The organism is Prosthecobacter debontii (assembly GCF_900167535.1).
GTDB lineage: Bacteria > Verrucomicrobiota > Verrucomicrobiia > Verrucomicrobiales > Verrucomicrobiaceae > Prosthecobacter > Prosthecobacter debontii.
The window spans coordinates 1-14,301 of sequence record NZ_FUYE01000034.1; the positions used below are offsets into that span (position 1 = coordinate 1).

A 14,301-nucleotide genomic window follows, 5' to 3' on the forward strand; every position below is an offset into this window, starting at 1 on the left:
TCTACCACCCAGCGCCTGGGCAGTAGCACAAAGCCCTTCTTGGCTTCTTGAAGTTTCACCACTTCCAGCCTGATGCCCTCTGTTTGGGCAGCTTCGGCGGGCTGCTCTCCTGTGTAACCTTGATCCACATAGGCCAACTCCACCTTCTCTCCGGTGACCTCCTGAAGCTTTTGCGCCAGTTCTCCAACCTGCGCCCGCTCCTGCTCATTGGCCGCTGTAATCTTCAAAGCCAGCAGATGGCCCAGAGTATCCACGGCGATATGCACCTTGGAGCCTTTCTTGCGCTTGTAACCATCGTACCCAGCGCGTGCCCCGCTTTCAGGCGTAGACTGCATCGTGCGACCATCCAAGATCACAGCGCTGGGCTGGGCGTTCTTGTCAGAGAGCATTCGTAAAAGCATGCGCAGATCATGCGCCATGGCCTCCGAGCACCCAGCCTTGATCCAGCGCTGCCATTGCTGGTAAACAATGGCCCAAGGCGGCAAGTCATGGGGCAGCATTCTCCAAGGGCAACCAGCCCGGACGACATAACGAACGGCATTGAACACATCGCGCAAGGAGTGCTCCCGTTGCGGAGCCTCTTGCGTCATGAGTTCAAGGTAAGGGCGGCAGAACTGCCACTCTTCATCGCTGACATCGGTGGGATACGGAGGCTTGGGTTTCACTGTTTTGGATGCCATCCCAAGCTTATGCCTACTCTTTCACCCATTGTACAGCCCCTTTTCAAAGTTCATAACACGCTCTAGGACTCTGAAGCCCACACCCTAGCAAAAGCGGCTTTGCTCGTAACTCCATTCCTCTTAGCTTGCACTTGACCCAGAGCTTGGTGTCGTCTGGATTGGCTGCTTTGAAAATGCCTGCTACTAAGCCCGCTGTTCTTTTTTCTTACCCGCGTATTCAGGTGGTGGAGAGTTTTGAGGAACTTGTCACCACCCGCTTTGAAAACGGGGTTAATGCTTTGTGTTGGCAACGAGAGTTAGCGGGGGACTATGCAGAGATTGTAGCGCATTTGAAGGGATCTCTGGGCCACGGCATCACGACTTTGGATGAGGAAATGCTGATGGAGCTCAGCCTTTCTGCCGCAGGGCAACAAGCGCGAGAGATTTTGCTGGCGGACCAGCGACTCCTCCAGAATTACGAATTGTCTCCTGTGCTGGATTTCATCCAGGGGTATGATCATGACCGGGAGGGAGTGACGCTACCCACGCATGTGCAGTCTTTCCATGCAGATAGCGCCACAGTCGAGGCGGATACTTACCTTTGTACTTATTACGGGGCTTCGTCGGAAGGCTTGCCCAATGAGCAGGCGATCCGGCATGTGGACATCCCGAAGACACGCGCGGCTCTACTACGTGATTATGGCGGTGAGGAGGATGCCGGGTTTATCGACTATCTCAGTGATCATTTTTATGATCTGCATTATGCTCCGTTGCCGGGGGCTCAGATTTACGATTTTGGTGTGGGGGCGCTTTGGCGTATCGCCATTCAGCACCCTACCGGTGTTGTGCCTCCATGTATCCACCGGGCTCCAGTGACGATCCCGGGTGAACCGAGGCTGCTGTTGATCAGTTGATGGCGATGCTAAGCCGTTGAAACAAACGTTTGTTTGAGAGGCAAACGTGAGTTCGCTATGGTCTCAGTTGTAGGGAGTCCCCGGTTAGGGGGGAGTGATCTTTTGAGCTTCGCGAAGCTGCCTGGAAACGACGGTAGGGGCATTTTTCGCCTTTCCCTCCAGCAGGTGTGAGGCTGACCTCACAGAGCTGCTTTGACCTGCGGCAAAGTGTGATTCATTCTGCCGTCCATGGATCTAGACGTTATTCTTGCGATTAACCAGGCTCCCGCTGAGCCAAGGTGTGTGTGAAAGGGCTAGAGGCGGCGAGGTTGTATTGACGGATGGCGATGGCCCAGAAAGGAGCGAGCTCATGATCACTGGCGGACCACAGGCGATAGTGCAAATCCGTGACCGTCTCCGTGTCGTGGATCATCGCTTTAATCTCCTGGGGGTTCAGGGATTGAGGACCTTCCTTGATCAGGCGGGCAGCGATTTGATTCAGATAGGACTTGGAAACATGGATATTTTTCCGGCGGCGGAGGAGACTCACGTGGAGGCCGTTCACATAGGGGTCGAGGCACACCTGGAGCAGGCCGTGATGCTTCTCCAGTTCTGGTGGTAGGTGGATGCGACCTTTGATTTCAACCAGGTTTTCATTCATGATGGCCAGCACACTCGGGGGATCAGTCTCCTCGGGAGTGATGAATAGGCCGAGTCGCTCTCCAGAGGAGCGACCGGAGACGAGAATAGCCACGGGGATGGCCAAGAAAAGAGCCGCTAGGATGGGGCTGATCCAGATCAAGAAACTGTGGGAAACCAACCAACCGATCACGCCCCAGATCAAGCCGACGAGAGTGATGGGCCAAAAGGTGAAAAAGACCTCTGCCCAGTCCACTCCACCATCCACTTTGCGCCGTTGAGTCACCCAGCGCACGCCTTTACCCAGCACGGTGTAAACGACGAACTGAGAGTGGAAGATCATGAGCACCGGGGCCATGAGCGTAAAGACCACGGTATCCGCCAGACTGCTGAAGAAGGTGAGCAAGCGCATCTTCAGCGGGCGGAAAACGCGACCTGTGAGCACTTCATCCAAGAGGATGGTGACCTTTGGCAGGAAGATCAATGCGATGGTCAGACCTAGCAGAAGTTGCTCCGCCAGGATGGACTGGTCATTGTCATGAGGCAGCCGTGTAGCGGCCAGGAATGTGGAAAAGACCAAGAAAAGAAACCACAGCAGACTGCTGGCATAGCTGAGAATGCCATGGAAGAAATTCAGGCGGCTCATGGGGTGCCAACCTTTGGCAAACAGCAGCCAGAAGTGCTGCATGTTTCCCTGACACCAGCGGCGGTCGCGCTTCAGCATGTCCACGAGGGTCGGAGGACCTTCCTCATAGCTGCCGCGATTGGTATTCAGTAGGCGGACAGCGTAGCCAGCCTTGCGCATGAGCGCGGCCTCCACGAAGTCATGGCTGAGGATGTGGCCGCCAAAGGGCTCCTTACCTGGCAGCGGTGGCAGGGCGCAGTTTTTAATGAAGGGTTCCAGGCGGATGATGGCGTTGTGCCCCCAGAAATTAGCTTCACCACACTGCCAGTAGTCCAGGCCGGCCATGAAGGGAGGCCCGTAGAGAACTTGGGCAAACTGCATCACACGGCCCAGCATGGTCTCGGCACCGATCTGCTTGGGAAAGGTCTGCAGGATACCGATGCCTGGATTCTTCTCCATGATGCGCACCATGCTGGTGAGTAGGCCCCCAGACATGAGGCTGTCCGCATCCAGCACCACCATGTAACGGTAGCGCTTGCCCCAACGGCGGCAGAAGTCACTGACATTACCGCTCTTGCGATTGATTGGCTTACGACGCTTGCGGTAAAAGATGCGGCCAAAGGCATTGAGCTGGCGGCAGAGCTCCAACCACGCTGTTTCTTCTTCGATCCATTGGCTCGTCTGATTCGAGTCACTGAGGATGAAGAAGTCATAGTTCTTGGACTGACCCGTCTGCTCGAGTGAGAGATAAATGGCTCGCAGCCCCTCGAAGACGCGGGTGACGTCTTCATTGAACACGGGCATGATGATGGCCGTGCTGGCGGTGATGTCTTCCTCCAGATCTTCGGGCTTCAAGGTGCGCCAGAGATCTAGCGGGTCCGGCTTGGGCCGGTTCATCAACCACACGCCGAAGAGGGCGGTCCAAAAGCCGACATTGAGCTGGTAATACAGCGGCACAAAGACGGCTAGCAAAGCCCACTCTGACCAGCGCATGCCGTGCTCTGACAGGTACACATACATGAGCCACACGCCCACGATGGTACCCAGGCCGACAAAGGAGAAAAACGTCGCGCGCCGAGTGCGAGCAAGACGTGGCGGGGGCATGCCCGCCGTGAGATTAAGATTCGCCGTGCTGGCGCCGACCATGCTCATCCGAGAAGAAAATAGAGGTAACCCAGCACGCCGCCGACGATGCCGATGAGGATAGAATAACGCAGAATGGGATGGCGGCCCAGGCGGTCGAAGGTGTCTTCCGCCACTTCAGAGACGATGCCGAGGTCCATATCACGGGGAGTCATCTTACTGACTTGCATGCCGGGACCGGAAGTGCGCACGGCGGCACGCATAGCCTCCGTCATGTCCTTGGGGATATTGTCTTTATCCAGAAAGAAATTCGGCCAACGGGCAGGCCCGCCGCTGAGGTGGAAACCTAGCCGACCCGCAGCCTCAAGCTGCGACTCATTCAGATTCATGTCACTGTAGATCACCGCCAGCCACTCACGAGCCATCACACGCGCCTGCTCAATGCTGTGGGCAGTAGGCGTGCGGGAGGGATCCTTGCGATGGGCATCCGCTGCGCGGCGCAAGGTCTCTAAGATGAGCTGCGTGCGCCGGATTCGGTTGTGGAGTTGATAGGAGCGAAAGTAGTCGGCGAGGCGGGCATACGCCTCGTTCCACTCTTCTTCCGTCCCTGTTGCAGGGGCAAATTGGATGTTGACGGCTTCCATGAGGGCTCAATCGAGAGCCAGGGCTATCAATGCGCAGATTTCGTGCACAGGGAAATGATTTCAAAAAGCACTTCGCTTTCCTTGATTCATCCATGGGGCTCGAAAGTGATGTCCCGGCACTCCGCTTTTCCTTCCAAATTCCGGCACCCCCAATGCCAACGCTCAGGCTGTTGCACGAAGGGCTCCACCTTCTCGGCATCCAGAATGCGGAACTGCCCCCTCAGTTCTCCACCTTCCAGCACATTCACCGCCTTCGCTGCGATGCGTCCGTCCAGCAGGCCTCCCGCTTGAATGGTGACGGTGCCATCGCATGAAAAATCGCCCGCCGCATGGCCGCACACCCGCATCGCCCGACTCTGCACAGGATAGAGAAACTCCACCTCGGCTCCTGGGGCGATATCCAGCAGGTCACAGATCACAGGCTCGGCGAACAGGCCGCGCTCTGAAATCACTCGTATGGAAGCCGGGTTGTTTTGGCTGGCGGGGTCCACCCTTTCCATCTTCATCAGGCAGATGGGGCATGAGGGAGTCGTGTGCAGCCCTGCAGTGGCGATGGTGTAAAAAAGATCACTGCGCTCCGGAGGCAGGCTTTTCAAAACCGCGCAGAGAGCCTGAGCGTCCACCATCTCGATGCGATGTTCTTGTGCCGTGAGCTGGGCCGCCGAGTTGAATCCGGCTGGGGCAACGAGGATTCCGCGGGTGCGGCTGGCCGTGCGCACTTCCCGAGCGAAATGGGCCACACTTTCTGAAGTAGCTCCCCATTCATTCCAGGCGGAAAGCTTCACCAGGGCTCGTTGAGGATGGCTGGTGGTGGGCCGTTCGATCATACCAAACAACAGAGATCCATCCGGTAAAACGCGTGAGCCCGCCAGCTCACAACCCGCATGACTGGCAATCGAGCGAACGACCTCGGCCAAGCGCAGCCAGTCCAAACTGACAATGAGCTCGGGTGTCCAGATGCCAGGGCCGATCAAGCCCGCTCCGTTCTGGGCGGAGAAGCCTGCCTCACTCAATGTGACAAAAGGATCGAGCATGACCGGGATAGGAGAAACATCAAGGTAGGGGGTGACGGCCTGAATGCCAGTTTCACTTCAGCAGGAAACACCAGCATGGAGGATTCCTCAGCTTCAACAAAGCCCTCATTGGGTTTTTCTATGGTCCTAGAGATCCTACTGGGGGTATCCTCTTTCTAACCATCCATGTTGCAGGGATAAAAACCGCGCAAACCCGCCTGGGAAGCGGTTTCCAGCAGCATCCAGCTTTATAAAATGCTGAGAATACTTGAACGTTGGCATCGTATCTGATGTATAATCTGGACGTTATGAATCGCGCTCACCTTCTTGTTTTTTCCATGCTGGGCTCCAGCGTGGCTTTGGCAGACATTCCCTTGGGGGAGGTAGTCCCAGTGAAGTTGCCACCCACGGTGAAAACCGTGCCTGAAGTCACCGCTCCGGCGGAAAAGCCAGCCAATCCTGTTGCAAAAGCCGCAGGGGATCTCGTGGAAGCTGCGGTGGTGAAAGCCGCCGAACAATCTCAAAAGCCTGATCCGCTGGAAACGATCAAGGCTGAGACAGCCAAGCTGGTGGCCGAACGGGAGAAGATCACGGCTCAGATGGCGCTGGATCAAGCGCTGCAGGATGAAAAGTTCGCTGAACGCAAGCGCGCCATGGCGGAGATCCAGATGCGCATTGATGAGATGGAAACCCAGATGGACTTGGCGGAAACCGAGGAGCGCACCAAAAATGCTGCGGCTACCCTGGCCCTGCGCTTGAAAGGTGAAAAGCTCGGTCTGGAATCCCTCGCTGCAAAAAACGAGGTGGATACGGAAGGCTACCGGATGAAGCAGGAGGAAAACGCTATCCGTCGGCAAACCTCAGCCTTGGCCTTGGAGATCGAGCTGCAACAGAAACAATCCGAGGCCCGCACCTATGCCGGTGCCAAGACCCCCACTTACCTCAAAGACCCGCTGCAAGGCCGGAAGCTTATCCTGTCTGACCGCACCATCCCGCTCAATGGCGTGATCACCAGCAAGACGGCAGACAGCTTGGCGGACCGCATCGCTTACTTTAACAACCGGGATGCCGAAGCCCCTATCTTCATCGTTATCGATGACTGCCCCGGCGGTAGTGTGATGGCGGGTTACAAAATCATCAAGGCCATGCACGGCTCCAAAGCCCCCGTTTACACCGTGGTCAAATCCTTCGCCGCCAGCATGGCTGCCTGCATCACCACCGTTTCGAAGCGCTCCTTTGCCTATCCAAATGCCATCATCCTCCACCACCAGCTCAGCGCCGGTGTCATGGGGAACCTTACCCAACAGCGCGAGAGTGTGAAGGAACTCGAAGAGTGGTGGAAACGCCTCGCCGATCCTGTGGCGGAAAAGATGGGGATCACTCGTGAGGAGTTCATCACCCGCATGTATAAGAAATCGTCCACGGGCGATTGGAACGAGTTTGCCGATGACGCACAGAAGCTGGGCTGGGTGGACACCATCGTCGATGAGATTGAGGAGACCGCCCTGCTCCGTCACCCAGACACGCAGCAGCCTGCCACCACCACCCTCATCCGCACCGCCGGAGTGGACGCGATCGATAACGGTGTGGTTGAAGCCAAGGACGAACATGGACGCCCCGCCGCCATGCTGCCTCGCCTGAATCCGCTGGATGCTTACTGGATGTATAACCCCGATGGGTTCTACCGCATGCAGTAAGCGATCTCTTAAAACGATACCAAAGAATCAAAACCGAATGGCGGCGTAGGTTGTAACCACGCCGCCATTCGTTTATCGGTGGTCTATGGCCCATCCATCTCCTGTTTCCCCTGACAATCCCTGGACGACGCTCAGCACCCGGGAAGGTTATTCGAATCCGTGGATCCGGGTTCGGGAAGATCAGGTCATCAATCCCCGTGGCGGCCATGGCATCTATGGCGTGGTCGAATACCAAAATCGTGCCGTCGGCGTCGTTCCCGTCGATGACCAAGGCTACACCTGGCTGGTGGGCCAATGGCGCTATTGTCATGACCGCTACGAATGGGAAATCCCAGAAGGTGGTTGCCCTCCTGGAGAAGAAACAGCGGAGTGTGCCCGGCGTGAGCTTCTGGAAGAAACGGGGCTACATGCCGCCCAGATCGAACCGCTTCTGATGGGGATCCAACTCTCCAACTCCACCACCAATGAAGTCTGCGATATCTTCGTGGCCCGGGGCATCAGCCAAGGAGTGCCGAACCCTGATGAGACCGAAAAGCTGGAAGTCTGGCGGCTTCCCCTGAGTGAAGCCATTGAGATGGCACTCGATGGCCGCATCCGGGACAGTGTCAGCGTGCTGGCGTTGTTACGATTGCGCTCTTGACCGGCCTGCGCATCATCGGCGGAGTCCCCCGAGACTTCTCATGACCCTCCGCCACTGCCTCATTGCCGTTCTCTTCACCCTTTCTGTCGCTTCCGGCGCTGACCTGAAAGCCACTTCTGCGGGTATCGAGCTGCAAGCGGGCAGCTTGGGCAGTTTTACCCTGACCTACCCGGAGTTTTTGGACTCAGGTAGTGCCGTGATTCACAAGCAAACTCAGGTCACTCCTTCGGCCCAAGGCGCCACCGTCAACTATGCCAATGGCGCTCAGTGTGAAGTGCACATCGCTCAGGATGAAATCTCTCTTCGATTCTCTAACGTCACCTCCGAGGTGAAGTCCTGGCGTGTCACCACGCTCATCGACATCGCCTTTGCGAAAGGAGGCTCATGGAAGCTTGGGGAAACCGCTGGAGCATTTCCGCCGAATAAGCCCCAGGTGCCTCAACTGATCAGTCAAAACGGCACGACCTTCTCCATTCAGAATGCACAGGGAAATAGCCTAGCCATCCAAACTCCTGACTATGGCTTTCAACAACTGACCGACAATCGAGAGTGGAACTGGGCGGTGTTTCACTGGCTCTGCATCGTGCCCTATGCCGCGGATCGCAATGAAGTGAAGTTTAAGATCACCACAAACCTCACCGCCAAAACAAAGCTGATCGATGCCTTCGGCCAATCCATCAAAGATACCTTTCCGAACAAGTTGCTGAGCGAGGCCGATCTGAAGGCGGATGTAGCAGCGGATGAACGCTACTATGCCAGTCTCACACCGCCTTCACTGGATCGCTTCGGCGGGCTGCCTGAAAGCGGTGCCAGCCTGGGGCTTCAGAAAACCGGCTTCTTCCACATGGAGGTGAAGGGAGAAAAAACATGGCTCGTGGACCCTGATGGCAATGCCTTTTTCCACCTCGGCATCTGCGGCTTCGCGCCGAACGATGACTACACCTACGTGCCTGGGCGTGAGGACATCTACGAGTGGTTGCCTTCCTCGCAGAACGAGTTTGCCAGTGCCTTCCGTCCTGGCGATGGCAACGCGCATTTTTCCTTTTATTTGGCCAATACGATCAAAAAATTCGGCGTGCCGTATAACCAGGATGCTCACACGGAGCGCATGATCCCACGGGTGCGTGGCTGGGGTTTTAACTCGGTCGGTGCCTTCACGCCCAAGCCGCCAACGGCCTGTGAAAAGATGACTTTCCCTTATGTGGCGCACCTGCCCATCAATGAATGGGAAGGCGTGCCGCGTATCCCCGGTGCCCATGAAGTCTGGGACCCATATGATGCCACTACGGTGGCAAAGATGGAGCAAAACATGGCAGCCGAGCTTCCTGCCCGGGCCAACGATCCGTTGCTCATCGGTTACTTTGCCGTCAATGAACCGCGCTTGGATGAACTGGCTCGTGTCATCCCTTCCTTAACAGGTCAACATGCATGCAAGAAAGCCCTGGTGGATTCGCTCAAGCTAAAGCACACCACCATCGCCGCCTACAACCTGGCTTGGAAAACCAATGCACCGGACTTCGAATCCCTGATTCCCACCGGCCTCAATGTCAGCACACCGGCAGCTCAGGCAGATGTGCAAAATTTTATCGGCGAGTTTTTGGAACTTTATTTCTCCCAAGTGGAAACCTTGTTCCGCAAATATGACAAGAACCATCTTTTGTTAGGTCATCGACTCCAACCGATCACCATTAAGGACGACACGCTGTGCATGATCATGGGGCAGCATGTGGATGTCGTCTCCTACAACTACTACACCTATGGAGTGGATACCGCCGCACTGAGCAAGATCCATCAACTCACAGGCAAACCGATGATTCTCAGTGAATTCTTCTGGTCTTCCCCCAGCGACAGTGGCCTAGTGGGTGGGCGAGATGTGAGTTCGCAGCGGGAGCGCGGGCTGGCCTATCGCAATTATGTGGAGCAGAGCGCAGCTCTCGGTTTCGTCATCGGGATCGAGTGGTTCACCCTCGTAGATCAGGCCACCACGGGCCGCTGGTTTAGCAAATACAACGGCGAGAGCTTCAACACCGGCCTCCTCAGCGTGGCAGATCGTCCCTGGAAGGAAATGCTGGAGGAAATGATGAAGACAAACCACGGCATCTATGACCTCCTCCAAGGCAAGCGCCCGCCCTTCCGCTGGGGGGATTCTCGTTTCAAATAGTTTGCCTCAATCTCGCGCATCAGTGGCCTTGCTCGGAGGAGCGTAAATGGGACGAGGAATGGGCCCCATGCCGGCATCTCCATATTGGGATTGATCACGGATGGCCTTGGCGATGGCCTCGGCCAAACGCTCTCGATAGCTGCTGGTCGCGACCAGTTTAGCCTCATTGGCGTTGGTGAGATAACCACATTCCACCAAGATACACGGCAGGGCAGGATTGCGAGTTAGGCGCAGGCGACGACGAACAAGGCCAGCGTTTCCTGATTCATAAGGTGCCACAGCGGAGAGATTTTGCTGCACGCGTCTTGCCAAGGCATAGCTGTCGCTCCGCCAGTAGTAGGTTTCTGGACCAGCCCTACGACGTGCTCCGTAATTGAAGTGGATGCTGACGAGGATAGAGTTGCCGTACCGATTCGCGATGTTGACGCGGTTATCCAGTTCTACAAAATAGTCAGAGTCGCGCATCATTACCACTTTAAAGCTTGGCCACAATTCAGAGCGAACACGCTTGGCTACATCTAGAGCGAGCTGTTTCTCCACCAAGCCGCGAGCGCGAGCGCCCGAGTCACGCCCTCCGTGACCAGCGTCCACGATGACGGTGGTAAAAGCTTGAGGCCCAGGTCGGTCTCCATAAACACTACGACCTTGTGGATAGCGGGAACTTTGGCACGAAACTAGAAGGGAGATTAGACAAAGACCAAGAATTAGACGGAGCTGGGGCATGCGAGGAAGAGAGATGCAAGGGGCGTGCCAGCCTCGATGGGAGACAAGTGTACCTTAGACCGAGGACTTTTTGTCTCGGACTCTAGTTGCTCACTTTCAAGTCGATGACGGGGACTTGAAGAGGTGTTTCCTCCAGCTCGGGATATTCGCCATCGCCGGGTGGTCCGGGGAAGTTATCGTCCACAAAGCGTCTCCATGTATCGCGAGTTTTGACTGAGATTAGCTCTTGGATGCCGTCGCCACATTTACCGCAGACCATGATACTATGCAGGAGATTGACTCCTTCACAGATGCCCGTGATGACAAAGTCATCCACTCCATCATCTCCACGACTGATGCCGCAAACAGAGCAGTGATGCAGTCCTCGATGGAGGTCCACATTGGCATCTTGATATTCTGCCAGCCTCTTTTTGGATTCTTGAGAAAATTCCTCCATCATATTCACCCTGCAGTGATCGCACAGGGCATATTCCATCACACATTCGCCCTGTTTGTAGGCCTTGGAGATTTGAAAGCCGCCTTGGTCATCAGCCAAAGTCTCCCCGCAGCGAGTGCAATGCCGAAAGGGACGCTCCTCATATTCAGAATGGAGGTCGTGAGGGATCGGCGGCGCAGGAGTCTCTTCGTCCATACCCTTAACATGCGTCGGAACGGACCGTTTGCCAAGGTCTATACCGGCTTGATTTCAGAAAGAAACTAGATCGATAGACGGCTTACTCTGTGATCCATACGGACGTGCCAACAGTCACGAGGTCAAAGAGTTCAATGACAGATTCATTCGCTAGGCGCACACAGCCGTGGCTGGCTGGTCGGCCGATATGGCGCACGTCATTGGTGCCGTGGATATAAATGTAGCGTTTGTAGGTGTTAGCATTGCGTTTTTCCACGCCTTCCAGCCAAAGGATTCGGCTGAGGATCAGGTCGTCCGCCGTCTCAATCTCGGGAGTCCACAGGCCAACGGGCTCGCGGGACTTGAAAATGGTTCCTGCAGGGGCTCCATGACCATGTTTTTCTCGGATCACGAATCCACCCAAGGGTGTCTTGTTGCTCCCTTCGGTATAGCCGAGGCCAAACTTCGAGGTGCTACAAGGCCAACTCTTCACTTGGTGAAAGCCATTCCACAGAGCCAGATGCTGGGTACCAACTGAGACCTCGATACGAGGACGCAAAAGTGGTTCAGAGGTGATCATGAAATATAGGTAAGAGCAAGAAACGCCTCAGGTAAAATCCAACCCCAGATCCAGGGCCCGGGCGGAGTGGGTGAGAGCACCCACAGAGATGGCATTGATACCCGTAGCCGCAATCTCGCCAATGGTCGCCAAGGTGATGCCACCACTGGCTTCCAGCCAAAGTCGTCCCGCGTTTAGGGCCACAGCTTGGCGCAGCTTTTCCGCACCCATGTTATCGAGCAGTAACATGTCCACACCACGCAGAGTCAGAAAGTCAGCCACTTGATCCAGATTGTCGGCTTCCAATTGAATGCGTGTGCCTGGGCGCTCGGCTTTCACTCGGTCGATCGCGCGTTGCAACTCTTTCAGGGAACCATGGGCAGCCAGATGATTATCCTTCACCATCACATGATCATAGAGACCCATGCGGTGATTGGTGCCTCCGCCTGCTTTGACGGCAGCTTTTTCCAGGAGGCGCCAGCCCGGGGTGGTTTTCCGGGTATCCCAGATCTGCACGGGATGAGGCTGCACGGCCTGTACGTAACGCCTTGCCTGGGTAGCCACACCGGAAAGCCGCTGAAGGAAGTTGAGCGCCGTGCGTTCACCGGTCAAGATGCCTCGAGTGGGACCGCTGATCTCCAAAAGCACTTCCCCTGGCTCGAACGCATCTCCATCCTGACGGAGGATATGGGTTTGAATGCGAGGGTCGATTTCCTGAAACACCCGCACGGCCACCTCCATCCCTGACACCACTCCCGGCTCACGCGCAGCGATCTGCGCCTGGGCCGTGGATTCTGCCGGGATGAAGTAAGTGGCTGTGACATCTCCATCGCCCACATCTTCGGCGATGGCGGCGCGGATCAATTGTTCAGTGCTGGCATCCATGGATAGAAATAGGGCAGGGGAACGGAGAGTTTATTTTTTCGCGGGTAGCGCACGGGTAGCCCCCACCGAAATACCGCCATCCACCAGCAGGAGTTGGCCTGTCACATAGCGGCTTTCCTCGGCTGCGAGGAAGAGTAGGGGCCCTTCCAGATCGTCCATCGCACCCGGGCGGCCCAGAGGAATACGCTCTGTCAGATACTCCACCCAACCGGCATCTTCATACATCACGCGATTTTGCGATGTCTTAAACCAGCCTGGAGCCAGCACATTGACCGTGATGCCATGTTGCCCCCAATCATGGGCAAGGCTCATGGTCATCTGGCGCACCCCACCGCGGCTCGCTCCATAAGGGGCCAAGCCGGCGTAACCCGCGACGCAAGTCACAGAGCCGATGTTGATCATCCGTCCGTAGCCGGCAGGGATCATGAATTCTTTCGCCACCTGCTGTGCCAGGAAGAACGTTCCGCGCAGATTGGTATCCACCACGAGGTTCCAGTCATCCCAAGTGATCTCCGTGGCTGGCTTACGCACATTGCAGCCAGCGTTGTTCACCAAGATGTCGATCTTCTCCACTTGTGCTTTGGCCATGGCCACTGCGGCGTGGATGCTCTCTTGTGAACGCACGTCCAGCTCCACACACAAGCATTTGCGGCCTAGATCCGTGATCTGCTTCTCCATGTCCTTGAGAGAATCCAGCGTGCGACTGGAGATGATGAGGTCTGCTCCGGCTTTGGCCAGGGTGAGTGCAAAGCGTTCCCCGAGACCTCGGGAGGTTCCAGAAACAAAAGCCGTGCGGCCGGCCAGATCAAAAGCGTGAGGTTGGCTCATAGAGATCAGTCTATTCTATATATAGAGAAGGTGAATGTTCGAGATGTTGGAATGGGGCGGTGAAATCGCGGAGAAGCTCAAGGAAGTCAATACGCCACTCGTAAGCCTCCATCGTTTGAACAGACGCGATCCAAAGAGCGTTTCTTTATCAGGGGGAGTCATCTTAGAACGACTCTGGAAACGTTTAGCGACGAAAGTCGGCGCCCGAAAACGGTCAAAACAAGACTTATTTCCTGTTATACCTAACCTAAATTTCGTTATACCAAGAGAATAACCAAAAGGAGGTGTCGAAAATCGGGTTTCGACCCCTTTTTGGTCAAAAAACTTTAAAAAAGGAGCAGAAAGAGGTTGCGGGGAGCGGGGAACTGTCCATACTGCCAATCCGCCACCGAAACAGGAGCGGCTGAGACGAGGGAAGCGAGACGCTGTAAGCGGTTCACTTTCAGCGGATTAGAAATGGATCTTTCAGAAAACAACATCTTCAGATTACGAGAGCGAATGAGCCTCTAGGGCGAGTGAGTTTGAGGAATTTGGAGAGACAAAAACGAAAGCTAAATTGTGCGCTGCGTGTGGATAACGCGTGGCTTGTTTGAAAGAAAACAAGGTTCAATTTAGCTGGCATTCAAAAGATGCCAGCACCAA

At 55.7% G+C, this 14,301-nt stretch carries 13 protein-coding genes; 4 read left to right on the forward strand and 9 right to left on the reverse strand.

The features are described from left to right. Positions 1-680 (reverse strand): IS5 family transposase (locus B5D61_RS25180; RefSeq protein WP_217699070.1); only part of this gene is annotated, 680 nt, incomplete at its 3' end. A 173-nt stretch (positions 681-853) separates the two neighbouring features. On the opposite strand from B5D61_RS25180, the gene B5D61_RS25185 reads away from it, so the two are divergent. After that, positions 854-1,573, forward strand: coding sequence for a hypothetical protein (locus B5D61_RS25185; protein WP_078816197.1), 720 nt, complete (start codon positions 854-856; stop codon positions 1,571-1,573). Between the two features lie 253 nt (positions 1,574-1,826). On the opposite strand, the gene mdoH is transcribed toward B5D61_RS25185, so the two are convergent. The 3 genes from mdoH to B5D61_RS25200 form a co-directional block, all read right to left on the reverse strand. Further along, positions 1,827-3,968, reverse strand: coding sequence for a glucans biosynthesis glucosyltransferase MdoH (gene mdoH / locus B5D61_RS25190; RefSeq protein WP_078816198.1), 2,142 nt, complete (start codon positions 3,966-3,968; stop codon positions 1,827-1,829). Further along, a complete protein-coding gene (locus B5D61_RS25195) occupies positions 3,965-4,543 on the reverse strand; it encodes a hypothetical protein (protein ID WP_078816199.1) in 579 nt (192 codons plus the stop codon). Before B5D61_RS25195 ends, mdoH begins: the two co-directional genes overlap by 4 nt. A gap of 86 nt (positions 4,544-4,629) precedes the next feature. Further along, positions 4,630-5,577, reverse strand: a complete 948-nt coding sequence (locus B5D61_RS25200; protein WP_078816200.1) for a restriction endonuclease — start codon at positions 5,575-5,577, stop codon at positions 4,630-4,632. 287 nt (positions 5,578-5,864) lie between these two features. Between B5D61_RS25200 and B5D61_RS25205 the strand changes: the two genes are divergently transcribed. The 3 genes from B5D61_RS25205 to B5D61_RS25215 all read left to right on the forward strand — a co-directional run bounded on the left by B5D61_RS25205 (position 5,865) and on the right by B5D61_RS25215 (position 10,054). Next, positions 5,865-7,253, forward strand: coding sequence for a ClpP family protease (locus B5D61_RS25205; RefSeq protein WP_176159669.1), 1,389 nt, complete (start codon positions 5,865-5,867; stop codon positions 7,251-7,253). 85 nt (positions 7,254-7,338) lie between these two features. Then, positions 7,339-7,893 (forward strand): NUDIX domain-containing protein, encoded by a 555-nt coding sequence (locus tag B5D61_RS25210; RefSeq protein WP_078816202.1) that lies wholly within the window; start codon positions 7,339-7,341, stop codon positions 7,891-7,893. 40 nt (positions 7,894-7,933) lie between these two features. After that, complete coding sequence (locus tag B5D61_RS25215; RefSeq protein ID WP_078816203.1) at positions 7,934-10,054, forward strand: hypothetical protein; 2,121 nt, start codon at positions 7,934-7,936, stop codon at positions 10,052-10,054. 6 nt (positions 10,055-10,060) lie between these two features. Here the strand turns inward: B5D61_RS25215 and B5D61_RS25220 are convergent, their stop codons facing one another. The 5 genes from B5D61_RS25220 to B5D61_RS25240 all read right to left on the reverse strand — a co-directional run bounded on the left by B5D61_RS25220 (position 10,061) and on the right by B5D61_RS25240 (position 13,659). Beyond that, entirely contained in the window at positions 10,061-10,645 is a 585-nt protein-coding gene (locus B5D61_RS25220) for an N-acetylmuramoyl-L-alanine amidase (RefSeq protein WP_176159670.1), read from the reverse strand. 214 nt (positions 10,646-10,859) lie between these two features. Next, positions 10,860-11,408 carry a hypothetical protein gene (locus tag B5D61_RS25225; protein WP_078816205.1) on the reverse strand — a complete coding sequence of 183 codons (549 nt, stop codon included), beginning with the start codon at positions 11,406-11,408 and terminating at the stop codon, positions 10,860-10,862. A gap of 82 nt (positions 11,409-11,490) precedes the next feature. Continuing rightward, positions 11,491-11,967, reverse strand: a complete 477-nt coding sequence (locus B5D61_RS25230; RefSeq protein ID WP_078816206.1) for a L,D-transpeptidase — start codon at positions 11,965-11,967, stop codon at positions 11,491-11,493. 27 nt (positions 11,968-11,994) lie between these two features. Next, the gene (gene nadC / locus B5D61_RS25235; RefSeq protein WP_078816207.1) at positions 11,995-12,831 is read right to left on the reverse strand and encodes a carboxylating nicotinate-nucleotide diphosphorylase; all 837 of its coding nucleotides are present in this window, start codon (positions 12,829-12,831) and stop codon (positions 11,995-11,997) included. Between the two features lie 30 nt (positions 12,832-12,861). Then, a complete protein-coding gene (locus B5D61_RS25240; RefSeq protein WP_078816208.1) occupies positions 12,862-13,659 on the reverse strand; it encodes an SDR family NAD(P)-dependent oxidoreductase in 798 nt (265 codons plus the stop codon). Positions 13,660-14,301 lie beyond the last annotated feature (642 nt).